Origin of the sequence: Sorangium sp. So ce590 (genome assembly GCF_051521365.1) — a bacterium.
Classification (GTDB): domain Bacteria; phylum Myxococcota_A; class Polyangia; order Polyangiales; family Polyangiaceae; genus Sorangium.
In genome coordinates, this window is record NZ_CP150346.1 from 3,222,344 (window position 1) to 3,246,637 (window position 24,294).

The following is a 24,294-nucleotide window of genomic DNA, read 5'->3' on the forward strand; positions in this document are numbered from 1 at the left end:
GGCCAACGACACCAATGCGATCACCCGATGACAGGGCATGAGCACCTCCAAACCAACCATGACACTACCACGGCGGGTCGCGGTCACACGAGGAGTATGGCGCAGGACGCTCGGCGCGCGCCCTGTGCACTGCGTCGCGCGGCGCGCGCCGCGCGTGACGCGGGCGAACGCAGCAGCGCCTGCCACATCAGGGGTTGATGAGCTTGCAATCCGACAAGAGCCCCGTGTACCAGTCATCGGTCCGGTCGAGCCATGCGCCCTCGCTGGTCCAGCGGATGCCGGGCCGCTTCATCTTGCCTTCGACGGTGTAGGTGCACTTCACCGCAAACCGTGCGGACGGCAGCTTGCCCGCGGTGAGGGCGGGCTCGCTCCAGAGGCCGGCGGCGAGGAACTGGACGCGGTCGGTCGTGGTGTAAGGACGGAGCAGCTTCTTGTCGTCCGCATCCCCCTTGGACCAGCCCTTGGTGGCCGACTCGAACGCACAGTGCCGGCCGGCGACCTCTTCGGCCGACCAGCAAGCGAGCTCCTTGATGTCGCTGGACACCAGGGTGACCTCGACCTGCGCCTTGTCCCCGGGCTTCCACTTGGGGCCGGCCGCGCCGGGCGCGGGCTCGCGCCCGAAGTAGGCGAAGGCCGCGGCCAGGCCGCCGATGATGATCAGGAACAGGATCATGCTCTTGCCGAGCGATCCGCCCTGCGGTTGGGTGGCCGCTCGCGGCCGCGCCCCGGGCTTCTTGCCCGCCGGGCGCCGGGCGGCGCCTGCCTGCTTCGCCGGGCGCGAGGCCCTGGCGGGGCTGGCGGGGGCCGCTGCGTCGGCGCGGGCATCGGCGCGGCCCTCGCCGTCGTCCTCCTCCCTGCTGGTGTCCTGCGCGTCGGCCTCGCCGGAAGGTGCGTCGTCCGTGTCGGGGCGGTCTTTGTCTTCGGAGCTCGTAGCCATCGCGGCGCTTTATGTACCGGAGCGCGTCCGCGACTCAAGCATTCCGTGTACCGGGCCCGGCGCTCGATCGCCGGTCCCAACGCGCAGCCCATGATGTAGGCTGCGCTCCCAATGACTTTCGATGCCAGAAATCCCCGCGCGCGCATCCTCGGCACAGGCCGCTCCCTGCCGCTCGCCGCCCCGGAGAGCGCCGCGCCCGCAGGCGCGCCGCCGGCGGACGGCGCGGCGCGCGACGCGAGCGCGGGGGGCGGCGCGCCTGCGGGCGCCCGCGCGGAGGACGCGCGGCGCCGCGGCCCGGCCGGCGAGACGACGAGCGATCTGGCGACGAGGGCGGCGAAGGCGGCCCTCGACGCGGCCGGCCTCGGGCCGCGCGACCTCGAGATGATCATCCTCGCCACGTCGAGCGGCGACGCGCCGATGCCGGCGACGGCGGTGTACGTGCAGCAGAAGCTCGGCGCAGAGCTCATCCCGTCGTTCGACCTCTCCGCGTCGCTGACGGGTCTCCTCTACGGGCTGTCGGTGGCGACCCAGTTCGTCACGGCGGGGACCATGAAGCACGTCCTCGTGATCGGCGCGGACCTGCTCTCGCGCCGCATGGATCCGCGCGATCGGGCCTCGGCCCAGCTCTTCGGCGACGGCGCCGGCGCGGTCGTGGTCGGGCCGGCGGCCGGCGACGGGCGCGGGATCCTGAGCGTCAGCCTCCGGGCCGACGGGAAGAGGGCCGACGTGCTCCAGGTGCCCGGCGGTGGATCCGCGGAGCCGCTCACGCTCGAGCGGCTCGCCGACCGGCGGCAGTACCTGCGCGTGAAGCAGCCCGAGCTGCGGCAGGCGGCGGAGGAGCACCTCGGCGCGCAGGCCCTCGCGGCGCTCGGGGCGGCCGGGCTCGCGCCCGCGGACATCGACTGGGTGATCCCGCACCACGCCGACCCCCAGCTCGCGGCGCACCTCGCCGATCGCCTCGGGTGCCCGCGGCAGCGCGTCCTCGGCGCGCTCGACGGCGAGGGCGCGGCCGGCGCCAACGCCGGCTCGGTCGCCGCGGTGCTCGACGAGGCGCTCCGCGACGGGCGGATCCTGCCCGGGCATCACGTGCTGCTCTGCGCGCTCGGCGGCGGGCTCACGTGGGGCAGCGCGGTCGTCCGCATGTGATCCGACCGGGGTGAGGTCGAGCGCGGCCCGCCCGGCGCGCGCGTCGATGCGGCGCGCCCCGGGCTTCGCTGAACGGCTGCTCGACGGCGGAGCGCGCGCAGCAGGTGTCGTCGCGCGCGACGTCCTCCGCGTACGCCGCGACCTCCGCGATGGACGCTGCGGGGCCACGCGTGCCCGGCTCGGCCTCGAGCCGCTCGTGCCAGAGCGTCCCGACCCGCGCGACGGCCAGCGCGCTCAGCGCGGGCGCGCGGGGTTGAGCGCGGGCGCGCGGGGCTGGAGGATGCAGAGCTCGCCGCCCGCCGCCGCGGGGGAGCGAGGCTGTCACGGCAGAAGCGATGACGCGCGCGGCGGCGGTCGAGCGCAGGGCGCGCGATCGTCTGTTGTGCTCACCCAGCCTCGCACGCCCGGCCCTGCACGGTAGAAGTCCCCCGTCTTGCGCCAGTGGGGGGACCTGTTATCGTGCGCCCTTCGTCCTGTTCAGGAGAACTCATGATCGACGCTCCCCTTTACAAAGATGCCAAGCAACCCGTGGGCAAGCGGGTGGAAGACCTCCTGAGTCGGATGACCCTGGACGAGAAGATCGGCCAGCTCATGCAGCTGGACGCGCAGGGAGATCTCGAGGACGCGATCGGGCGCATGAAGGTCGGCAGCCTCCTGCACTGCAACGGGAAGGACGCGGACGCGGCGATAACGCGCGCGCTGGGCACCCGGCTCGGCATTCCGGTGCTGATGGCCGATGACGGGATTCATGGTCACTCCTTCTGGGCGGGCGCCACGATCTTCCCGACGCAGCTCGGCATGGCGTGCAGCTGGGACACAGGCCTTCTGGAGCAGGTCGCCCGGGTCACCGCCGCCGAGATGCGGGCGACAGGGCTCAAGTGGACGTTCTCTCCTGTCCTGTGCCTGACGCGTGATCTGCGCTGGGGCAGGGTGGGGGAGACGTTCGGCGAGGATCCCTACCTCATCGGGGAGCTCGCGTGCGCGATGGTCAAGGGCTATCAGGGGAAGGGCCTCGACGATCCGGACGCGGTGCTGGCCACGGCAAAGCACTACGCGGGCTACTCGGAGACGCTGGGCGGCCGTGACGCGTCGGAGGCGAACATCTCGCGGCGCTACCTGCGCTCCTATTTCCTGCCGCCCTTCGAGAAGGCCGCGCAGAGCGGCTGCATGGCGTTCATGACAGGATATCAGTCCATGGACGGGATACCGGCCACCGCCAACCGCTGGCTCCTGACCGAGGTCCTCAAGGAGGAGTGGGGCTTCGCGGGGATCGTCGTGACCGACTGGAACAACGTGGCCAATCTCGTGCTCGATCAGAAGGTCTGCAAGGACATGGCCGAGGCGGCCACGGTGGCGATCCGGAGCGGCAACGACCTGATGATGGCGACCCCGCAGTTCCATGAGGGGGCGCAGGAGGCGGTGCGCCGCGGGCTCCTGGCCGAGGCCGAGATCGACGCGGTGGTGCGGCGCGTCCTCTCGCTCAAGTTCTCCCTCGGGCTCTTCGAGGACCCCGGGTACAGCAGCGAGCGGCGGATCGAGGAGATCATCGGGTGCGCGGCCCACCGGGAGCTCAACCTGGAGGTGGCGCGGGCGTCGCTTGTGCTGCTGAAGAACGACGGCCTCTTGCCGCTCGCGGACGGCGCGGGCTCCCCGGCGGCGAGCGACGCCGCTCGCGGGGCGGGCGCGGCGCCGGGGCCCTTGCGGCGGATCGCGGTGATCGGTCCCAACGCGGACGACCCGATCGCCCAGCTGGGCGACTGGTCGCTCGGGTCGGGCCAGATGAGCGGCGGCAACGGCCCCCAGCACCCTCGCTCGAGCATCGTCACGATCATGGAGGGGATACGGGAGCTCGCTCCCTCGGGGTGCGAGGTCGTCCATGCTGCGGGGTGCTCGGTCGTCAGCGAGGACGAGTCGGACATCCCCGTGGCGGTCGAGCTGGCCCGGGGCGCCGACGTGGTGGTCCTGGTCCTCGGGGATCGGATCGAGCTCATCGGCGAGACGAAGAGCACGGCGACCCTGGAGCTCATGGGCGGGCAAAGGGCCCTGGCGGACGCGATTGCCAGGACGGGCGTGCCCACGGTCGTGGTCCTCGTCAACAGCAAGCCGCTGGTGATGCCGCGCTCGGTGCTCGGCACGTCGGCCATCGTCGAGGCGTTCAATCCGGGGATGATGGGCGGGCGGGCGGTGGCCGAGGCGCTGTTCGGGCGGATCAACCCCTCGGGCAAGCTGACGATCTCGTTTCCCTACCACGTGGGCCAGCAGCCGGTGTTTTACAACCAGGCCCGCGGCCAGCACGGGAGCCGCTACGCCGACCTCACGCAGGAGCCGGCGTTCGCGTTCGGCTTTGGCCTGAGCTACACGCGCTTTGCGTACAGCGACCTGAAGGTCCTGACGCCCAGCGTGGGGCGAGGCGGCGTGGCCTCCTTCGAGGTGACGATCACCAACACAGGAGAGCGCGAGGGCGTCGAGATCGCCCAGCTGTACATCGAAGATCGGGTGACGTCGTCCACGTGGGCGCTGAAGGAGCTCAAGGCGTTTCGCCGGCTGCGCCTGGCCGCGGGCGAGGCGCGCACGGCGCGGTTCGACGTCCCCGCATCGGCGCTGTCCCTGATCGACGCCGAGGGGCGCCGCGTGGTGGAGCCGGGGGAGTTCCGCGTCCACATCGGCTCGTCGTCCCGGCCACAGGACCTGCTGAGCGCCGGCTTCGACGTGGCGTAGAGCATGAGGACGTGTGAAACGTCTCCGGGCCAATGACAGCCCCACCCTTCCGACGGCCTCCGGTAGATACGGGGGCTAGACGACGTTCAACGGCTCGATGCTCTAGCGCCGCCCTGCGCTCTCCGGCCGCGCCCCGGGTCCGGCCGCCGCCGCCGGCTGGCCGCTCATGTCCTGCGGCGTGGGCAGGTACTCGAGCGTCACCCATGTCTCGCCCCCCGCCGCGCGCAGCGCCCCGCGGTACAGGTGGTAGTCCACCGATTCGAACGTGGCCGTGACGGTCTCGGCCGCGGCGCCCGGCGCGGGGGCGAACGTGCCCTCGAACCGGATGCTGCGGTGATCGATCGGGGTCAGCGCCCCCTCGATGCGCCGGGGCTCCCCGACGCTCTCGAGCCGCCGCCCGCCATCGCCCGGATCGATGATCCGGCACGGGAGCCGCGGCTCCTCGCGGTCGCCGTGGTGGAACCGGCAGAAGAACTCGCCGGCCCTCACCTCGAAGAGAGGCCGCTCCGGCGGGCTGATCCCCCGCGAGTCCACGAGCGCCGCCGTGGAGGGCCGGGCCGCGGCGCAGCCCACGAGACCGACCAGCGCGAGCCCGGGCAGAGACCAGGGATGACCGAATGCCGTATTCTCCCGCGGCATCTCGGCTATTCTAGATGCCGCCCGGCCGATGTCGACCCCACGCAAGCGCACGCGCCTCGGGCCTGGCTCGCCAGCGCCCGTCCTGCTCGTCGCGCTCCTCGCGGGGTGCGCCGCCAGCCCGAGCAGCGCCCCCGGTCATCCGGACCGCGCGGCGCTCGCCGGGAGCAGGCCCGCGGCGCAGCGAGGCCAGGTGCCTGTGACGGTCACGGCCGACCGCGGCGCCCTGCGCGACGGCATCGTCTCCCTCGGCGTGCCGTTCCCGTCCGGCGTGCTCCTCGACCCGGCGCACCTCCGCGTCGTCGACCCCGCCGGCGCTGAGGTGAGCCTCCACGCCGCCTCGATCGCGACCTGGCCCGCGGACGGCTCGCAGCGCGCCGTGCTGGTGGCGTGGCGCGCCTCCCTGGACGAGGGCGCCTCGGCGACCTTCTCCCTGGAGTACGGCGCGCCGGGCCGCCGCGACGCCGGCGCGCTCGCGCCCAGCCCGGACGGCCCCGCGGTCGCCCGGCTGCCGCCGTCCTGGTACGCGAGGAGCCGCGTGATCGGCTACCAGATCACCGCGGACCAGAACACGGCGTTCAAGGTCTGGGAGGACAAGAGCGAGCGCTACCTCGCCGAGATGACGCCCGCCTGGCAGGCCTATGGCATCGGCTGCGGCGCGACGGCCATGGAGCGCACCTATTACGACGCGCCACACGCGCTGTTCCAGCGCTTCATCCACCACGGCACGCCCGGCGCGTACCGGCGCGCGCGCGAGGAGTCGACCTGGTACCGCGGGAACGAGCTCCGCTGGTTCGCGGGCGGCGAGGTGGCCCTCTACGCGTGCGCCGATCGCTGGGACCCGGCGACGCCCATGGCCTGGAGGCACCTGCGCAACATGCTCGGCCAGGGGATGCTCGACGACTACCTGCTCACGGGCGATCCGCAGGCGCTCCGCGCGCTCCGCGGGCTGGGCGAGGCGTACCTGCGGAACCTGCCCGCCCTGAGGGCAGGGGACAAGCCGCAGATCAAGGGCACCGAGCGCAACCTCGCGTGGACGCTGATGGGCCTCGCCAGCTACTACGCGGTCGAGCCGCGCCCCGACGTGCGCGAGGCCCTCGTCGCGCTGATCGGCACGGCCTTCGAGTGGCAGCGCGCGAGCCGGAGCGGCGCCTTCGAGCACGACATCCACGCTCCGGATCCCGAGGAGTGCGGGCGGGGCCCGCGCGGGGGCTCGCCGTTCATGACCTCGCTGCTCGTCGAGGGCCTGATGGACGCGTGGCTGCTCCTCCGCGATCCGCGCGTCCCCGAGGTCGTGGTCAGGGCCGCGGCGTGGTACCGCGACCACGCGATCAACCGCGATGGGGTCGCCTTCCAGTATCTCTGGGGCTGCGAGGACGTCGCGTACCAGAGCAGCGCGTGGGGGACGCTCAACCTGCTCATCTCGCACGTCTTCGGCGCGGCTTATCTGGTCTCGGGCGACACGTCGTGGCTCGACTTCGGCGATCGCATCGCCCGCCACGGCATCGATCACCTCTATGCCGGCCGCCCGAAGAACTGGACCCAGGGCACGCGCGGCTTCCTGAAGTACATGGGCTACCGCGCAGAGGGCCGTTCTCCCTAGCCATGCTGAACACCCTTCTCCGCCTCTCCCCGCTTCGCCCCGCCGTTCGCCTCGAGACCGTGCAGCGGCGCGACTTCACCGAGCAGCGCCTGCGCGAGCTCCACGCCCTCGCGAGCGCGCTCATGGCCGAGGACTTCGATCACTTCCGCGTCCACGCCGAGACAAACGATGTCGTTCATGTCTTCCGCCGCGTCGACTCGGGGGTGATCGTCGGATTCCAGTTCTGGAAGACCGCGCCCCTCGCCCTGCCGCGCAGCCGGGCCATCGTCGGCGGGAAGCTGCGGATCTCGCCCGAATTCCGGACCCGCGGGCTGCACCTCGCCTCCGGACTCCTGTTCTTGATCGAGACGAAGCGCCGCGCGCCGCGGACTCGCCTCTACCGGCTCTCGCTCGCCAGCCTCTTCGGGTTCGTCTCCATCACCGAGGCGCTCGCGCGCTACGAGCTCTTCGATCCGAAGCGCCGGGGCACCGCGGAGGACGAGGCCGTGCGCGAGGCGCTCCTCACGCTCGCCAGGGAGAGCGACTACCGCGTGGACGACGAGACCGGCCTCGTCTTCGTCGACATCTTCATCACCGAGGAGACGCTGCGCCGCTATCCAGCGCGCTACTTCGACCGCCCGGCCGCGAGGCGCTACGCCGCGGTCAACCCGGGCTTCCGCACGAACGGCTGCTACGTCGGCTTCTGGTTCCGCTTCACCGGCGATAACCTCCTCGCCATGACCCGCGCGGTCGTGAGGAAGCTCTTCCGCCAGGTCGCCCCCGTCAATCCGCCGCCCGACGCTCGATAGCGTATCGCGATGGCCCTGCGGAACAGGCGGCCATCCAATCCGGCCACCATGGGGTGGTGGGGGCATTTGCCCGGAGAGATGTCACATGAAGTCGGGAAGGCGGGAAGATCATTGACGATTTCCTTCCTGCCTTCCCGCCTTCGGGGGCAAATCGCCCCCCCGCACCCACCCTTGCGCCGTACGGGATCGGCCATCCGGCGCGAAGATCCCCGGGACATCCTCCGATCCGCCACATCTCGCGCGCGGCCCGGCCACGGCGCCGCGCCACGCTCCGTCTCATGACCGACCTCTCTTCCACCGGCGTCGTGGTCCGCCCTGGGGCCGCTGGCCGCCTGCGCCGGCTCGGCGCCGTCGCGCTGTCCCTGCTCGTCGCGACGGCCGTCTGGCTTCCCAGTCTCCAGCTCTTCTTCCGGCACGAGCCGGGCGAGCACCGCGCTTCCGGCGCGCTCTCGCCGCGCGGAGAGGCGCTGCTCGCGCATCAGCTCTCGCTCTGGGACGAGGACGGCGCCGCGCAGGACGCGGCGCTCGCGCGGATGCGGGCCACGAACGCCGAGTGGGATTTCATGGGACGGACCTTCCTCGTCCTCGGCCTCGCCAACGCCGCGCTGCGGGATCCAGGCGCCGAGGCGCGCCACCTCGCCGTCATCGACCGGATCGTCGACGAGACCCTCGCGCTCGAGCGCGAGCGGGGGATGCTGCACTTCATGATGCCCTACGCCACGCGGGGGCCGTTCGTGCAGCAGCCTGCGCGCAGCCTCTTCGTGGACGGCGAGATCGCGCTCATGCTGGGCGCCCGCGCGCTGGTCGCGCGGCGCGCCGATCTCGAGGCCGAGCTCGACGCGCGCGTCGCCGAGATGCGGTCCCGCATGGAGCGGAGCCCCATGCTGTCGGCCGAGAGCTACCCCGACGAGTGCTGGACCTTCTGCAACACGCTCGCCCTCGGCGCGATGCGCATGGCCGACGCGCTGCGCGGCGAGCGCCGAGGCCTGGATCTCGGTCGCCGCTGGCTCGCGGCGGCGCGCGCCCGCCTCGTGGACCCGAGGACAGGGCTGCTCGTGTCGAGCTACACCCACGACGGCAGGATCCTGGACGGCCCGGAGGGATCGTCCCTCTGGCTTGTCGCGCACGCGCTGCTCCTGATCGACCCTGATTTCGCGCGCGATCAGTACGCGCGAGCGCGCCGTGAGCTCGGCGCGGAGCTCCTCGGCTTCGGCTGGGCGCGCGAGTGGCCGCGCTCCTGGTCCGGCCCGGAGGACGTGGACTCGGGCCCGATCGTGCCCCTCGTCGGGGCCAGCGCCGGATCGAGCGGCCTCGCGCTGCTCGGCGCGGCGGCCTTCGGCGACGCGCCGTACCTCGGGGCGCTGCTCACCTCGCTCGACCTGGCCGCGTTCCCGATCCGCGAGGGCGGCCGGCTGCGCTACGCCGCGAGCAACCAGGTCGGCGACGCGGCGCTGCTCTACGCGCTGAGCTTCGGCCCGCTCTGGGAGCGGATCGCCGCCGCGGGAGGCGCCCCGTGAGCCGCCTGCTCGCCCTCGGCGCCGCGCTGCTCGTGGCCGCCTTCGCCGCCTGCCACCTGCTCGGCCTGCGCGAGCACGTCTCCGTGCTGAGCGGCACCGCCCCGCCCGGCAGCGGGGGGGGCGACGCCTCGCTCGGCGTCGCCTACGCGCTCTCGTGGTTCGGCGGCGTGGTCTGCGCGCCGATCCTCGCGATCGCGGCGGGTGTGCTCGCGGCCGTCGATCGGCTCCGATCGCGATAGGCGGGCTGCTGTGCCCGCAGCACAGCGGCAGCAGCCTACTGCCTGCGAAACAGGCGAGCCGCCGGGCGGGCTTGCGTGGCGCGATGCCGCCCGGAGGCGCGCCGCGCAGGACGACAGGGCGCCGCGCAGGCCGGCGTGTGTCATCTCACCTGCGGAGGTGGGGTGAGAAGAGCATGGAATGAAACGTGCTCTGCCGCGGCTCCCGCGACGCGCGACGACCCAGGCGTCGTGTCTGCGGATGAAAGGGAGCTGATCTTGGACCTCGAACTCACCGGCAAGCGGGCCATCGTCACCGGCGGTAGCCGCGGCATCGGCAAGTCCATCGCGCGGGAGCTGGCGCGCGAGGGCGCGGACGTCGTGATCGCCGCGCGCGGCAAGGACAAGCTGGAGGCGACCGCCGCCGAGCTCTCGGCGGAGACGGGCCGCCGCGTCGTCCCGCTGGTGGTCGACACAGGCAACGAGACCTCGGTCAACGCGCTCGTCGAGCGCGCCGTCGCCGCGCTGGGCGGCGTGGACATCCTGGTCAACAACGCCGCCTTGCCGGGCGGGATCTCGCCCGCCACCCGCCTCGACCAGATCCTCGACGCGCAGGTGATCGAGGACATCAACATCAAGGTCGTGGGCTATCTGCGGACCGCGCGCGCCGTCGCGCCGCACCTCATCGCGAACGGCTGGGGCCGCATCATCAACATCGGCGGGCTGGCCGTGCGCAAGACCGGCCGTCCGGTCGCCACCCTGCGCAACGTCGGCGTGGCGGCGATCACGAAGAACCTCGCGGACGAGCTGGGCCCGAAGGGGATCAACGTCACGGTCGTGCACCCCGGCGCGACGCGCACCGAGCGCACCCGGTCCGAGTCCGAGAAGGATCTCGCCGCCTCGGTGAGCATCGGCCGCATCGTGGACGCCCGCGAGGTCGCGTGGGTCGTCACGTTCCTCGCCTCGCCGAGGAGCGTCGCGATCAACGGCGACGCCGTCGTCGCCGGCGGCGGGAGCGTGGGGCCGATCTATTACTGATCTGCCGCCGCTCGGCCATCTCCTTTCTTCCCAAGGCGCTTCACTCCGCTCGGCGTGCCCGATTGACATCCCGAGCCACCCTGCCCACAACTCTACGGGCCACTCCCGAAGAAATCACGGAACACCATGACCCTCCCGACCACCCGCCTCGGCCGTACCGGCCTCACCGTTTCTCGCCTGTGTCTCGGCACGATGACGTTCGGTTTCCAGACGGACGAGGAGACCTCCCGATCCATCCTCGACAAGGCCGCCGGCGCCGGCGTCAACTTCCTCGACACGGCCGACGTCTATCCGCTGGGCGGCGGACTGCCTACCGCCGGGCGCACCGAGGAGATCGTCGGCCGCTGGCTCAAGGGCAAGCGCGACCGCTTCATCCTCGCCACCAAGTGCGTCGGCCGCGTCGGCCCGAACGAGTGGGATCAGGGCGCCTCGCGCAAGCACATCCTGGACGCCATCGACGCCTCCCTGCGCCGGCTCGGCACCGACTACGTGGATCTCTATCAGCTCCACTCAGACGACCGCAACACGCCCATCGACGAGACGCTGGAGGCGCTCGACACCGTGGTTCGCTCCGGCAAGGCGCGGTACATCGGCGTATCCAACTACCTGGCGTACCGCCTGGCGCGCGCGCTCGGCCGCTCCGAGGCGCGCGGGCTCGCGCAGCTCGTGTCCGTGCAGCCGCGCTATGCGCTGCTGTTCCGGGAGATCGAGCGCGAGCTGCTCCCGCTCGCGCAGGAGGAGGGGCTCGGCGTCATTCCGTACAACCCGCTCGCCGGCGGGTTCCTCACGGGCAAGCACCGCCGCGGCGAGCCGACGCCGGGCACGCGCTTCACGCTCGGCGCGGCGGCGAGCAACTACCAGCAACGCTACTGGAACGAGCGCGCGTTCGCGACCGTGGAGAAGCTGCAGGGCATCGTCGCCGAAGCAGGCCAATCGCTCACGACCGTCGCCGTCGCGTGGGTGCTCGCGAACCCGGTCATCACCTCGGCCATCATCGGCGCCAGCCGGCCCGACCAGCTGGACGCCACGCTCGCCGCGGCCGAGCTCGCGCTCGATCCGCAGCTCAAGGCCCGGCTCGACGAGGCGACGGCGGAGTTCCGCCGCGGCGACGCGCAGCGCTGAGCCTGCGGCACCCCGCTCGGCCCGCGCGTCAACCCCCGAGCGGCGTGTCGAGCGCCTGCCTGCGCGACAGCGTCCGCAGCTTGCTCAGCGCGTTCTCCTCGATCTGCCGGATCCGCTCCCGGCTCACCGAGAACATGCCGCCGATCTCGGCGAGCGTGTGCGTCTGCTCGCCGTCGAGGCCGAACCGGAGCCGGAGCACCTCGCGCTCGCGCGGCGTCAGCGACTCGAGCAGCGAGCGAACCTGCGTGTGGAGGCGGCGGTGGACCAGGAGCTCGTCCGGCGCCGCATCCTCGCTCGCGAAGGAATCGCCCGCGCGCGGGCCGTCGTCGTCGTCCCCGACCGGGGCGTCCAGGTACACGAGCGGCAACGCCATCTCCCGCAACGTCTGGAGCTTCTCCATCGACAGCCCGCTCCGCTCGGCGACCTCCTCCGGCGCCGCCTCGCGCGCGTTCTCCTGCTCCAGCTCCTTGCGCGCCTGCAGCGCCCGACGACGGGTCTCGGCGAAGTGGACCGGCACCTTGATGACCTGGCCCTGATAGATCAGCGCGCGCGCGAGCGACTGCTTGATCCACCACGTGGCGTACGTGCTGAACCGATAACCGCGCCGGTAATCGAACTTCTCCGCCGCGCGCATCAACCCGAGGTTGCCCTCCTGGATGAGGTCGAGCAGCGGCACGCCGCGGTGCCGCAGCTGCCGGGCGGCCGCCGCCACCAGCCGCAGGTTCGCGCGGACGATGTCCGCCCTCGCCGCCGCCGCCGCGTGACGGGCGCCGCGCATCGCCGCCAGCGTCCCGTCGATCGCCTCCCGGCCGGGCCCGTCGGCCGCGGCCGCGGCCTCGCACAGCGCGCGCTCGAGGCGCTCCTCCACCGCGGGGCCCAGGCGCACGTCGGTGAGCCCGGCCGACAGGTCGGCCCGGGCGCGCTGCCCGCCCGGCTCGGTCTGGCCGGCCTCCGCCGCGGCTCGCGCGAGCCCGAGCAGCCGCGCGAGCCGCACGGACGCCGCGTCGCGCAGCTCGTCGTCCGCGTCCGCATTCAGCAGCAGATCGCCCACGCCCACCCGACCTTCCTGCAGGTCATCCGCGAGTGCCGCGAGCTCGCGCAGCGCGACGGGCGACGCGACCCAGGCCTCGATCCCCGCGCGATCCGCCGACTCGATCCGCCGGCCGATCTCCACCTCGAGATCCCGGCTCAGCGGCGCGTTGCGCGAGATCTCCTGAAGGTAGATCTCGGTCACGTCCTCGCCCGGCCGCGCGGACGGCGCAGCTTGCCCGCCAGCGGGCGCCTCCCGTCGCGACGGCGCAACCCGGCCGAACCCGGCGTCGAGCTGCACCTTGGCGCGCGCGTCCCGCTCCTCTGGAATTGTCGTTTCGGTCTCGCCCGCCAGGAGCGAGCTCATGGGCTTCTCCTTCATCTCGATCGCTCCACCAGGGTGCCGCGCCGCGGTGGTCGGCCCGGCCGCTCACCGGAGCACGAAGCCCTGGAGGACATTCCCCAGGAGAGACCACCAAACGACGCCGGCCGCGCGACGGCAGAGCAAAGGGGCTCCGCCGGTCCTTGCACCGTAATCACTCGCCGCGCTCGGGAAAGGGGCCAGCGCAAGGAGGCTCCAGATTGCCTGTCAGAGCAGCCCCGCGCCAGGTCGCTCCTGGTCCGCGCTCGCGTCCGCGTCCGCGTCCGCCTTGGTCTGCCCGGTCGAGAGCCGCCGGACGTCACAGCAGCACGGCGAGGGGGAGCACGGCAGGGCGCCGCGAGGCCTCGCGCCGGAACACCCGCCGCACGCCGCGGCTGAGCGCGTCCTCCAGCGCCGGGCCCAGGGTGCGCGCCGCCGGCGACAGCGCCGCGAGCGCGTCGCGCGCGCTCGCGAGCGCGGCAGCGAACAGCGGGCCGCCCTCCTCGAAGTGCGCCACGCCGCGCCCGAGGAGCTCGGGGCCGCGCAGGACCTCGCCCGTCTTGCGGTCGGCGACCACGAGCACCATCACGAGGCCCTGATCCGAGATCTGCTCGCGCTCGCGCAGCACGATCTGGGAGACGTCGAGCCCGCCGCGCGCGTCGAGCCACACCCGCCCGCTCTTCACCGCGTTCCCGGTGCGCATCTGGCCCTCCTCGATGACCAGCGACTCGCCGTCCTCGATCACGAAGACCCCCGACGCCGGCACGCCCATCCGGAGCGCCGTGCGCGCGTGGGCGAGCAGCATCCGGTACTCGCCGTGGATGGGGACGAAGTGCTCCGGCCGGACCGCGTCGAGGAGCATCTTCTGCTCCTCGGCCTGGGCATGGCCGCTCGCGTGGATCGGATCGAGGCCGCGATCGATCACCACGGCGCCGCGCCTCGCCAGGCGGTTGGCGAGCTGGCTGACGGCGATCTCGTTGCCGGGGATCGCGCGCGACGAGAAGATCACCGTGTCGCCCGGGTCGACCCGCAGCCGGTGGTGGTCGCCCACGGCCATGCGCGCGAGCGCGCTGTTCGGCTCGCCCTGCGCGCCCGAGGCGAGCACGATGAGGCGCTTGGGCGGGAGCGTGGCCGCCGTGGCGTCGTCGACGAGCACGCCGGGGGGGATGGTCAGGATGCCGATCTCCTCGGCGATCCGCGTGTTTGTCGCGAGGCTGCGCCCGGCGAGCACGACCTTGCGGCCGAGCTGGGCGGCGAGGTCGAGGACGCTCTGGACCCGGTGGACGTTGGAGGCGAACAGCGCGACAAGGATGCGCCCCTTCGCCTCGCGAAACGGCCGGACGAACCCCTCGGCCACGGCGGTCTCGCTCACCGACCAGCCGTCGCGCTCGGAGTTGGTGGAGTCCGACAGGAGGGCCACCACGCCGGCGCGGCCGTACTCGGCGAAGCGGCCGAGGTCGAGCCGGTCGCCGCCCACGGGGGTGAGATCGATCTTGTAGTCGCCGGTGTGGATGACGATGCCCTCGCCCGTCTCGATCGCGAAGCCGACCGCGTCGGGGATGGAGTGGGTCACGCGCAGGGGCTCGGCGCGGAACGGGCCCGCGGTGAAGTGCTGCTGCGGCTCGACCTCGCGGAGCGGCACCTCGATGCCGTGCTCGACGAGGCGCTCGCGCACGAGCCGGAGGGTGAAGCGCGTCCCGTACACGGGGACCGGGAACTCGCGCAGCAGCGACGGCAGGCCGCCGATGTGATCCTCGTGGCCGTGCGTCACGAGCACCGCGTCGATCCCGCCCACCTCGCGCACGTAGCTGAGGTCGGGGATCGCGACCTCCACGCCGAGCACCTGGTCGTTGGGGAACATGACGCCGCAGTCGACGAGCACGCGGCGGCTCCCCTCCTCGATCAGCATCGCGTTCATCCCGACCTCGCCGAGGCCGCCGAGAGGAATGATCCGGACTCCCATGGGCGCGCAGCCTAGCATCGTCGATCGCGCGAATACTCCCCCACCGCCATCGCGGCGCGCGCGACCGGCCCTCGCGCCCGCTGCGGGCCGGTCGGCGCCGGCCCTCGCGCCCGCTGCGGGCCGGTCGGCGCCGGCCCACGCCGCGCCGCCGGCGCGGGTGAGCCGCGCCGGGAGAGCCGGCTCGCCCGCCTGGCGCGGGTGTGTGCTCCGGTCTGCGGATTACCTCTCCCGCCCCACCGGAGGGGCTCATCCTCGGCGCCCTGCCCCTCGCACGCATCGTCCCCAGGACGTCCACTCCGCCATCGATGGCTCGAATGACCTCATCGTCGCCCTCACCCGCCTGTCCGCGCGCAAGCCGTCGGCGAAGATCGCCGGTGTGATCCTCGGCGCGACCGATCTCTCCGACGTGCTCACTCACCTCGATCCGAGGCCAACCGTTCTCTGGCTCACCCACGCTCCGCGAGCCGCGGTATCGCGCCGACCGGACTCGCGATAACCGCGCCGCGGCGAACATCACCCGCTTTGCCGCGGCGAGCTTACACGCTTGCCACAGGCGTTCTGCCCATGCAAGCATCGACAAACCATGCGCAAGACCAGGATCGGAGATCTACCCTTCACACTGGTTGAGCTGATGTGCGAAACCGCCGATACCGTAATCTACCGCCCACGACGCGACGCAGACGGTACCCCGGTGACGATCAAGGTGGTGAAGGGTGAGCACCCCGGTCAGCGGCACGTCGCGCAGCTCCGGCACGAGCTCGAGATCTCGCGCCACCTCAACCTCGATAGCGTCGTTCGCGCCGACCGGCTGGAGAGCATCCCGGGCGGGGCGGCGCTCGTCATGGAGTACTTCGCCGGGGTGCCGCTCGACAAGCTCGCATGTCCGCTTCCACCTCCACGCCGCTGATGTAGGCGTCGACAGGAATGACGCGTCATCGCGGCTGGTCGCGTGTGTGAGGCGGGAGGCGAGAGGCGCGGAGGTGAGGAGGCGCGGTTGCTCGTCAACGTGTCAGTCGCGCGCACCGCGCGGATCGCCGGTGTCCCGCCTCGAGTCGCCTGTGCCCCGCCGCCTACCGGCCGCGGTGGGGCACAGGCAGGGCGGGGGGACGGGCTCGTGTGTGGTGGGGAATACGAATGGCGCTCACGGGTCGCGCCTCGGCCGAGGGCTCTCCGACGCGCGTCCCGCCCACATACCCCCCGGATGGCGGCGGGTGCAGGAGGGGATTGGATCCGGCCCGAGGACGCCGTAGGCTGGAGGGCTCGTATCGACCACCGGACCCAACATCTTCGATCGCCGACGCATGAGCCGAGAGCCTGAGGTCATGTCGAGGAAGCGCCGGACGATCGCGTTTCTGATCAACAACGTCGTCGGCGACTACCAGTCGGAGCTGCGCGCCGGGGTCGAGCGCGCCGCCGAGGTGCACGACGTCAACCTCTTGACGGCCTTCGGCGACCCGTCCAGCGGCCTCCGGCCGGATGAGGCGGACCGGAGCACGTTCTATCACCTCATCGGCCAGGACACGGCCGACGGCGTCATCGTCGCCTCGTCGACGCTCTCCCACCACTACGGCGGCGTCGACGTCATGCGGGCGTTCTGCCGGTCGTTCGCGCCGCTGCCGGTGTGCAGCCTCGGGATGGCGATCGATGGCGTGCCGAGCCTCATGGTCGACAACGCGCTCGGCAGCGAGATCTCGGTCGCGCACCTGGCCGATGAGCACGGGCGCCAGCGCATCGCGTACATCGGCGGGCCGGTCAACAGCGAGGAAGCGCAGCTGCGCGCCGGCGGGTACCGGAGGGCGCTCTCGACGCGGGCTCTCCCGTGCGACGAGCGCCTCATGGCGGTCGGCGCGTTCACGATACCGACCGGGCGCGACGCGATGCGCGAGATCCTGGCGCGCCGGGTCGGCTTCGACGCCGTGGTGGCCGCCAACGACAGGATGGCGCTCGGGGCGATCGAGGTGCTCAAGGAGGAGGGGCACCGCATCCCGGAGGACGTCCTCGTGTGCGGCTTCGATGACGTCGGCATCGCGCGCTTCACGAAGCCGTCGCTCACCACCGTGCACCAGCCCATCAAGCGGCTCGGGAGGATCGCCGTGAGCACGGTCCTCCGCATGATCGGCGGCGAGCCCGTCCCGGCGCTGGAGCTCGTCCAGGTCGAGCTCACGCGGCGCGAGTCCTGCGGCTGCTGGGTTCACGCGGGCGACACGACCCCGCCGCCGGCTCCGTCGTCGCGGGGCTATCCGGGCGCGGTCGCCGAGCAGCGGGCGTCGCTGGAGAGCGCGCTCAGGAGGAGCGTGGCGATCCCGATCGGCGCCCTCGACGGCTGGGCGGGCGAGCTGCTCGCCGCGCTGGAGGAGGAGCTCGCGGGCGACAGGGGCCGGTTCCTGCGCGCGCTCCAGGAGCTGCTCGACGAGGCGAGGCACGAGGGCGTGCTCCTCGACCAGTTCCAGGCCGTGATCTCGCTCCTGCGCGCGCGGGTCCACCCGTCGCCTGCGGGCGGCGACGCGGCGGCCCTGGAGCAGCTCTGGCACGCCGCGCGGATCCTGATCGGGAGCGAGTCCGTGCACGTCGAGGGAGAGCAGCGGCTGAGCGTGGAGCTCGCCGCGATCGACGTCACGTACGGCGCGCGGGGCTTCGCCGCGTGCTTGAGCCTGCCCGTGCTCAAGGGCCTGCTGGCGTCGGAGCTGCCGAGGATGCAGTTCTCGCAGGTGGCCGTGTCGCTCTACGACGATGCCCAGCGCGCCACGCTGAAGCCGCTGTTCCTGATGGAGGACGGCCGCGAGGTGGAGGCGCCGCCGGTGAGCTTCCCGGCGCGCAACCTCGCGCCCCCGGGGTTCCTGGACGACGCGGAGCGCAGCAGCATGGTCCTCCTCCCGGTCGCGTTCGGCGATGTGGAGAAATTCGGCGTCGCGGTGCTCGACAGCCATGCCAGCGAGATGAGCTACGACGTGCTGCGCCTCCAGCTCGGCTCGGCGGTCAAGGCGGCGGCGCTGCACCGGGACGTCGTGCGGGAGGTGGAGCTGCGCGAGCGCCTGGAGCAGGAGCGGGTGCGCCAGGAGAGCCAGGTCGCGGCGCGCATCCAGACCACGCTGGTGCCCAAGCAGCTCTCGATCGAGGGGCTCGATCTCTGCGCGGTGATGAAGCCGGCGGCGGAGGTCGGCGGCGACTACTACGATGTCATCGCGACGCCCGGGGGCGGGTGGCTCGGGATCGGCGATGTCGCCGGGCACGGCCTCGCGGCGGGCCTCATCATGCTGATGATCCAGAGCATGGTGTCGGCGCTGACGTGCAACGACCCGAGCGCGAGCCCGGCGAAGATCGTCGCTGTGCTCAACAAGGCGGTCTACAAGAACGTTCGCGATCGCCTGGACCGCGACGAGCACGCGACGCTCGTGCTGCTCCGGTACGAGCGCAACGGGCGGGTGACGTTCGCCGGCGCGCACGACGACATGATCGTGTGCTCGGCGCGCACACGGCGCTGCGCGTGCATCCCGAGCTCCGGGGTCTGGATCGGGGCGCTGCCCGAGATCGGCGCGATGACGCGGGATGCCGAGCTCTTCCTGGGGGACGGGGACGTGCTCGTGCTCTACAGCGACGGCGTGACGGAGGCGCGCAACGCCCATCACGAGCAGTTCGGGCTGGAGCGGCTGTGCGCCGTCATCGAGGCTGTCCAGACGGCGCCCGTCGACGCGATCCGCGACCGGATCCTCGAGGAGGTCGCGGGCTGGTGCCCGAGCCCGGACGACGACATCACGATCGTCGTGGCGAGGTACCGCGCGCCCTAGCGCGCCCGAGCAGCGCGACGGGGGGTCGCAGCGGCCGGGATCGAGCATCGCGGCGATCGATCGAGGTGGCGCGGTGCGCCCGGCGCGCGGGTCACCGCGAGCCGGTGGTCTCCTGGATCAATCGACGATGGTGTGGCACCCGAGCTCTCTGCCGCGTTGATGGCAGGACGGGAAGTCCATCGGCGCCGAGCCGCCGAGGCGCATTCGCTGACAGACCCCCGGGGTACGCGTCAAGTACACCTGCCCCCATTCTCTCCCGGTCGGGCTGAACCCCGACGACATGGTGCACTGGAGCCCTGCTTGCCGGAGCGAGGCGTCTTCGCTCGCAGGTGCGGCATCGTATGCCGAGGCGGATGCGGTCAGGGACGCGAACGCCGTCACGAGCGCGAGCGCGAGCCCAGCTTGGATTTTCCGAGGAGTGCCCATACGTAACCTGCCTTTCGATGGAGGGACGGGGTGCGCGATGCAGCGCCCGCCGCATCGTCGCGATCCCTCGCCGTGGTCCCCGGCCGTGGTTCATTGCAACGGGAGTGCCCGGGGCGTGCGTCACCCGGAGGCACGGCGCCCGGGAGTCTCTCTCGGTGGTCGCTCCATTCGCTCAGCTGGCGAAAGCGCGTGATTGCCGGTGAGCGGCAGACGGGGAGATGCGTGGCGATTCGAGCGGACAGGGAACGTGGGTGAGTCCCGGAGGATGGGCCTTGATGTGGCGCCTCCAGCGCGAAGGGCATGTCGACGGGGGGCTCTGGGCAGTCGAGGTCCTCGTCCGGGGTCGAAGCGCGATCTGCGCTGTCAAGGCCGCTCGGCCCTGATTGCCTGGCGCGCCTCATGAAGCCGCGCTTTCCTGATTCAGCGCGAGGTGGGCGAGAAAGCCGCTCCGGCGCGGGCGATCCATCGATAGAGCTCCGCGGTGACTGTGCAGGCCTTGATTCGAGCCCGCTCCTCCGGCGTCAGCGACAGGCACGCGTGCGTCGAGCACAGCGAGCAGAGCCTCCTGCTTGCCTTCAGCCTTGACCTCGGCCCTCCCCCGTTTTTCAAAGAAGAGCCGGAAACATCGAGACGCTGGGGCTTCAGGGGCTTTGCTCGGATCCATGGCCAGCTCCCTGAGCGAGGCGAGCATGGCCTCGCTCAGCACGGCGCGAATTTGGCGAGGCATCAAGTCTCGAATTCGCTCCTCGTCCGATGAGATCCGTGCATCAGACGAAAGATCCGCGAGAGCCTCCTTCTTGCTACTCCTGACGAAATAGGTCTGGCGCGCGTAATGACGTACGGAAGGCGCCAGGTCGCCACCCATCCGAGGAACGGCGAGCGGCGGCGTTCGCCTGTCGCGAAGCCGACGTTGGTTCGCCGGGCTGGGGACGAGCGCCTCGGTCACGGCGACTTCCCCTGGCGGCCGCCACCCCCTCCGCCGCGTCCGCCACCCCTGCCGCCTCGTAAGTCCCTGAAATCGCGTCCATCCGCGCCTGGCACGTTGTTCGCGAAAGGGGTCCGGCATGCAGGCCACGGCGCTCACGTTCTCTCTGCTCGGGCTCGACGCCCACCCCATCCGCGTGGAGGTCGACTCGGGCCGCGGTCCGTCGTTCTTCCAGATGGTCGGCCTCGCCGAGGCGAGCGTCCGCGAGAGCCGCGTGCGCGTCCGCGCCGCGCTCCAGCAACTCGGCGTCGAGCTCGACGAATACGTGATCACCGTGAACCTCGCCCCGGCAGACCTCAAGAAGAGCGGCGGCGCGTACGACCTCGCCATCGCCATCGCCGCGCTCGCGGCGCTCGGCAAGGTCCCCGCCGAGGGGCTCGACAAGATCGGTTTGCTCGGCGAGCTCTCGTTGAGCGGCGCGGTGCGCCCCGTGCGCGGCGTCCTGCCGGCGCTGCGCGGCGCGGCGGAGCAGGGGATCCTGCGCGCGATCGTGCCCCACGGCAATGCGCGTGAGGCGGCGAGCGTGGCCGGCGTCGACGTGCTCATCGCGGAGCACCTCGGCCACGTCGTCGCGCACCTCCGCGGCAACAAGGCCCTTCCCGGCGCCGGATCCATGGCCACGGTCGCGGCCGAGCCGGGCGGCGCGGCGGTGGACCTCGCCGAGGTCCGCGGCCAGCACGGGGCGCGGCGCGCCCTCGAGATCGCGGCTGCCGGTGGACATAACCTCATCATGATGGGCCCGCCGGGCAGCGGGAAGACCATGCTCGCTCGCCGACTGCCCACCATCATGCCGCCGATGTCCTACGACGAGGCGCTGGACATCACGGCGATCCACTCGGTCGCCGGGCTGCTCTCTCCGGACAGGGGCCTTGTCGCGGCTCGCCCCTTCCGCGCCCCGCACCACACGGTGAGCGCCGCGGGCCTCGTCGGCGGCGGAGATCCGATCCGCCCCGGCGAGGTCTCCCTGGCCCACCATGGTTGCCTGTTCCTCGACGAGCTCCTCGAGTTCCGCCGCGGCGTCCTCGAGGCGCTGCGCGAGCCCCTCGAAGAGGGCACGGTCGCCCTCTGCCGCGCCCGCGCCCGCGTCATCTTCCCTGCGCGTCCGGTCCTCGTCGCCGCCATCAACCCCTGTCCGTGCGGCTTCTACGGCGATCGCGGGAGCCGCTGCGTCTGCTCTCTCGACCGGGTGCGCGCCTATCGCGCGCGGCTGAGCGGGCCGCTGCTCGATCGCATCGATCTGCACATCGCCTTGCCTCCCGTCGATGTCGCTCACCTGTGCGCGCCGCTCCGGGCGTCGGGGGTCGACGGCCGGTCGTCGCTGCACGCGCCCGAGAGCTCCGCGGCGGTGCGGGCGCGCGTGGTCGAGGCCCGGGCCGCGCAGCGCGCGCGCTTCGAGGCGGGGGAGGTCGCGGCGACGCACAACGCCGAGCTCGGCCCGCGCGATCTCGCGCGCGTCGCCATGCCGGACGTCTCCGGTGCGCGCGTGCTCGCGTCGGCCGTCGAGCGGCTCGGCCTCTCGGCGCGGGCGTACACAAAGGTGCTGCGGGTCGCCCGGACGCTCGCCGACATGGACAGGACCTGCGCCGTGCGCGCGGCGCACGTGGCCGAGGCGATCGGCGCGCGGCTGTTCGACCGCGAGGCCGCCTCCGGCCCTCCGCCTGCCACCGCCGCAGCGGGCGCCTGAGCCTGCCGCGCGATCCAAGACCATTGCGCCCGCGGTGACGCAGGCGCGATCGCGGCCGCCCCGACGGCCGCGCTGAATCGGCTGTTCGCGCGCTCGGGGGCGCGCACGTTCAACACGCAACACGCAACACGCAACGAACGCACGTCGAGAGGAAGAGACCAACATGATGACCGAGATCGCTGAGAAGCTCCGCACCGTGAAGACCGTCGTCGGCAGCATCGAGAAGCAGTTCGGGAAAGGGGCAATCATGGTATTGAACGATGAGAACGAGACCCGCGACATCGGCCTGATCCGGACCGGATCGCTGTCGCTCGACGCGGCGCTCGGGATCGGCGGCTACCCGCGCGGGCGCATCGTGGAGATCTACGGCCCGGAGTCGTCGGGGAAGACCACCCTCACGCTCCACGCGATGCGGGAGGCGCAGCGGATGGGCGGCGTCGCCGCGTTCATCGACGCCGAGCACGCGTTCGACGTCACGTATGCGCGCTCGGTCGGCGTCGACATCGACAGGCTCCTCGTCTCGCAGCCGGACAACGGCGAGCAGGCGCTCGAGATCGTCGAGATGCTCGCGCGCTCGAGCGCCGTCGACGTGATCGTCGTCGACTCGGTGGCTGCGCTGACGCCCAAGGCCGAGATCGAGGGGGACATGGGCGAGTCGCACATGGGCCTCCAGGCGCGGCTGATGAGCCAGGCGCTGCGGAAGCTCACGGGCATATGTCACCGGACGGAAACGACGCTCATCTTCATCAACCAGCTCCGGCAGAAGATCGGCGTCGTCTTCGGCAACCCCGAGGTGACGACCGGCGGCAACGCCCTCAAGTTCTACGCGAGCGTGCGGCTCGACGTGCGCCGGGTGGGTCCGGTGAAGGTGAGCGATGAGGCCATAGGATCGAGGACACGGGTCAAGGTGGTCAAAAATAAGATGGCACCGCCCTTCAGAGAGGCCGAGTTCGACATCCGCTGGGGAGCGGGCATCGACGGCGCGGCGGACCTCATCGACTTCGCCTGCCAGCTCGGGGTCGTGGAGAAGAGCGGCGCGCACCTGTCGTTCGGGGGCGAGCACATCGGGCAGGGGAGGGAGCGCGCCCGCGAGGCGCTGATCGGCAAGCCGGCGCTCGCCACGTCGCTCCGCGCCGCCGTCGACGCGGCGGCGCCGGCGCGGCCCGGCGCCGCCCCGGCGATGGATGCATGAGCCCAAGCGGGCGGAAGACGACAGCAACGACAGCAAACGACAGCAAACGACGGCGACGACAGCAACGACAGCAACGACGGCGACGACAGCAAACGGCAGCAACGACGTCAAACGACAACAACGTTACGATCTGGAGCACGTCATGAACGAAGGACTGAACAAGGTGATTCTCATGGGCAATCTCGGCTCGGATCCGGAGCTGCGCTACACCGGCAACGGCACGCCGGTGCTCCAGCTGCGCATGGCGACGAACGAGTCGTTCGTCGACAAGAACAAGGAGTCCAAGGAGCGCACCGAGTGGCACAACATCGTGTTCTGGGGGCCGCGCGCCGAGGCGCTCGCGAAGGTGCTGACCAAGGGCGACGGCGTGCTCATCGAGGGCGGGCTGCGGACATCGAGCTACGACAAGGACGGGATCCGGCGCTACCGCACCGAGGTGATCGCGCGGGATCTCCGCTTCACCGGGCGCCGGTCCATGGCGCAGCCGCCGCCGGGGCTGGAGGACGAGGGCGAGGCGACGCAGCCCGGGGTGGGGGTGCCGACCACCGCGCGGCTCGGGATGAACGGCGCGCGGGGACGGCCGCCGGAGGTGCCCGTGCTGGATGAGCTGCCGTACTGAGGGCGGAGAGACGGGCGGGGGCGGCTGTCGCAGGCCGCCTCGCGTGCCTCCGCTCACGCGGAGCGCGCCGCTGACCGGGAGCTCGCGCCCCGCTCGGGCGGCTGGAGCCGCGCGACTCACCGTCAACCGCCCCTCGCTCCTCTCGCGCCCTGGGACGCACCCCATCGCAGATCCATTGAGCCCCAGCGTACAGCGAGTGGAGTGTTGCTGGATTCCAGCGGGACCTGTTTCCGGGATCGATGTCTCACGAGGTCGTCCCTCACGGGCGCCAGCGCGCGGCGTCTGCCGCAAGGTGCCAAAAGATGTCTGAGTCGATGACTCGCGGCGGCGATCATACGGTGGACACTATCCGGCGGTGCCGGCGGAAGAGCTCTTGTGTCCTACATGAGCGCATGAAAATGAATCAGTGAATCGGGAAATGCTCGAAGTGTGTTGACGGAGACCATGTTTGGGAAGTAAACATTGGACGCTAGGCTCGACGCGACCAGGTGCGATTCTCTGGCTACGACCGATCGACATCCTCTACCGAA

General features: G+C 71.8%; 18 protein-coding genes. 13 read left to right on the top strand and 5 right to left on the bottom strand.

Going from position 1 to position 24,294, the window contains the following annotated elements; genetic code table 11:
- Positions 1 to 187 precede the first annotated feature (187 nt).
- Positions 188 to 937, bottom strand: coding sequence for a hypothetical protein (locus WMF28_RS12350; RefSeq protein WP_437602385.1), 750 nt, complete (start codon positions 935 to 937; stop codon positions 188 to 190).
- A 111-nt stretch (positions 938 to 1,048) separates the two neighbouring features.
- Between WMF28_RS12350 and WMF28_RS12355 the strand changes: the two genes are divergently transcribed.
- Positions 1,049 to 2,083: a 3-oxoacyl-ACP synthase III family protein gene (locus tag WMF28_RS12355; RefSeq protein ID WP_437602386.1), complete on the top strand. Its 1,035-nt coding sequence runs from the start codon at positions 1,049 to 1,051 to the stop codon at positions 2,081 to 2,083.
- Between the two features lie 489 nt (positions 2,084 to 2,572).
- The gene (locus tag WMF28_RS12360; protein ID WP_437602387.1) at positions 2,573 to 4,801 is read left to right on the top strand and encodes a glycoside hydrolase family 3 N-terminal domain-containing protein; all 2,229 of its coding nucleotides are present in this window, start codon (positions 2,573 to 2,575) and stop codon (positions 4,799 to 4,801) included.
- Between the two features lie 102 nt (positions 4,802 to 4,903).
- Here WMF28_RS12360 and WMF28_RS12365 read toward each other — a convergent pair whose 3' ends face one another.
- Positions 4,904 to 5,440, bottom strand: a complete 537-nt coding sequence (locus tag WMF28_RS12365; RefSeq protein ID WP_437602388.1) for a hypothetical protein — start codon at positions 5,438 to 5,440, stop codon at positions 4,904 to 4,906.
- A gap of 28 nt (positions 5,441 to 5,468) precedes the next feature.
- On the opposite strand from WMF28_RS12365, the gene WMF28_RS12370 reads away from it, so the two are divergent.
- From WMF28_RS12370 to WMF28_RS12395, 6 genes are all read left to right on the top strand, one after another.
- Positions 5,469 to 7,040, top strand: coding sequence for a hypothetical protein (locus tag WMF28_RS12370; protein ID WP_437602389.1), 1,572 nt, complete (start codon positions 5,469 to 5,471; stop codon positions 7,038 to 7,040).
- Positions 7,041 to 7,042: 2 nt separating this feature from the next.
- On the top strand, positions 7,043 to 7,828 hold the full coding sequence (locus tag WMF28_RS12375) for a hypothetical protein (protein ID WP_437602390.1): 786 nt from the start codon (positions 7,043 to 7,045) through the stop codon (positions 7,826 to 7,828).
- Positions 7,829 to 8,106: 278 nt separating this feature from the next.
- A complete protein-coding gene (locus WMF28_RS12380) occupies positions 8,107 to 9,345 on the top strand; it encodes a hypothetical protein (RefSeq protein ID WP_437602391.1) in 1,239 nt (412 codons plus the stop codon).
- Complete coding sequence (locus tag WMF28_RS12385) at positions 9,342 to 9,584, top strand: hypothetical protein (RefSeq protein ID WP_437602392.1); 243 nt, start codon at positions 9,342 to 9,344, stop codon at positions 9,582 to 9,584. The genes WMF28_RS12380 and WMF28_RS12385 overlap by 4 nt, the downstream gene beginning before the upstream one ends.
- A gap of 255 nt (positions 9,585 to 9,839) precedes the next feature.
- Positions 9,840 to 10,598 carry an SDR family NAD(P)-dependent oxidoreductase gene (locus WMF28_RS12390; protein ID WP_437579931.1) on the top strand — a complete coding sequence of 253 codons (759 nt, stop codon included), beginning with the start codon at positions 9,840 to 9,842 and terminating at the stop codon, positions 10,596 to 10,598.
- 126 nt (positions 10,599 to 10,724) lie between these two features.
- The gene (locus WMF28_RS12395) at positions 10,725 to 11,720 is read left to right on the top strand and encodes an aldo/keto reductase (RefSeq protein WP_437602393.1); all 996 of its coding nucleotides are present in this window, start codon (positions 10,725 to 10,727) and stop codon (positions 11,718 to 11,720) included.
- A gap of 28 nt (positions 11,721 to 11,748) precedes the next feature.
- On the opposite strand, the gene WMF28_RS12400 is transcribed toward WMF28_RS12395, so the two are convergent.
- Entirely contained in the window at positions 11,749 to 13,116 is a 1,368-nt protein-coding gene (locus WMF28_RS12400) for an RNA polymerase sigma factor RpoD/SigA (RefSeq protein ID WP_437602394.1), read from the bottom strand.
- A gap of 313 nt (positions 13,117 to 13,429) precedes the next feature.
- A complete protein-coding gene (locus WMF28_RS12405) occupies positions 13,430 to 15,091 on the bottom strand; it encodes a ribonuclease J (protein ID WP_437602395.1) in 1,662 nt (553 codons plus the stop codon).
- 565 nt (positions 15,092 to 15,656) lie between these two features.
- On the opposite strand from WMF28_RS12405, the gene WMF28_RS12410 reads away from it, so the two are divergent.
- Together WMF28_RS12410 and WMF28_RS12415 are read left to right on the top strand one after the other, a co-directional pair.
- Positions 15,657 to 15,980: a hypothetical protein gene (locus WMF28_RS12410; protein ID WP_437602396.1), complete on the top strand. Its 324-nt coding sequence runs from the start codon at positions 15,657 to 15,659 to the stop codon at positions 15,978 to 15,980.
- A gap of 394 nt (positions 15,981 to 16,374) precedes the next feature.
- A complete protein-coding gene (locus WMF28_RS12415) occupies positions 16,375 to 18,858 on the top strand; it encodes a SpoIIE family protein phosphatase (protein WP_437602397.1) in 2,484 nt (827 codons plus the stop codon).
- An 823-nt stretch (positions 18,859 to 19,681) separates the two neighbouring features.
- Here the strand turns inward: WMF28_RS12415 and WMF28_RS12420 are convergent.
- Complete coding sequence (locus WMF28_RS12420; RefSeq protein ID WP_437602398.1) at positions 19,682 to 20,230, bottom strand: hypothetical protein; 549 nt, start codon at positions 20,228 to 20,230, stop codon at positions 19,682 to 19,684.
- Positions 20,231 to 20,348: 118 nt separating this feature from the next.
- On the opposite strand from WMF28_RS12420, the gene WMF28_RS12425 reads away from it, so the two are divergent.
- The 3 genes from WMF28_RS12425 (at position 20,349) to WMF28_RS12435 (ending at position 23,764) form a co-directional block, all read left to right on the top strand.
- Positions 20,349 to 21,953 (top strand): YifB family Mg chelatase-like AAA ATPase, encoded by a 1,605-nt coding sequence (locus WMF28_RS12425; protein ID WP_437602399.1) that lies wholly within the window; start codon positions 20,349 to 20,351, stop codon positions 21,951 to 21,953.
- A gap of 163 nt (positions 21,954 to 22,116) precedes the next feature.
- Entirely contained in the window at positions 22,117 to 23,145 is a 1,029-nt protein-coding gene (recA, locus tag WMF28_RS12430; protein WP_437602400.1) for a recombinase RecA, read from the top strand.
- A 142-nt stretch (positions 23,146 to 23,287) separates the two neighbouring features.
- The gene (locus WMF28_RS12435) at positions 23,288 to 23,764 is read left to right on the top strand and encodes a single-stranded DNA-binding protein (protein WP_437602401.1); all 477 of its coding nucleotides are present in this window, start codon (positions 23,288 to 23,290) and stop codon (positions 23,762 to 23,764) included.
- Positions 23,765 to 24,294: the final 530 nt, after the last annotated feature.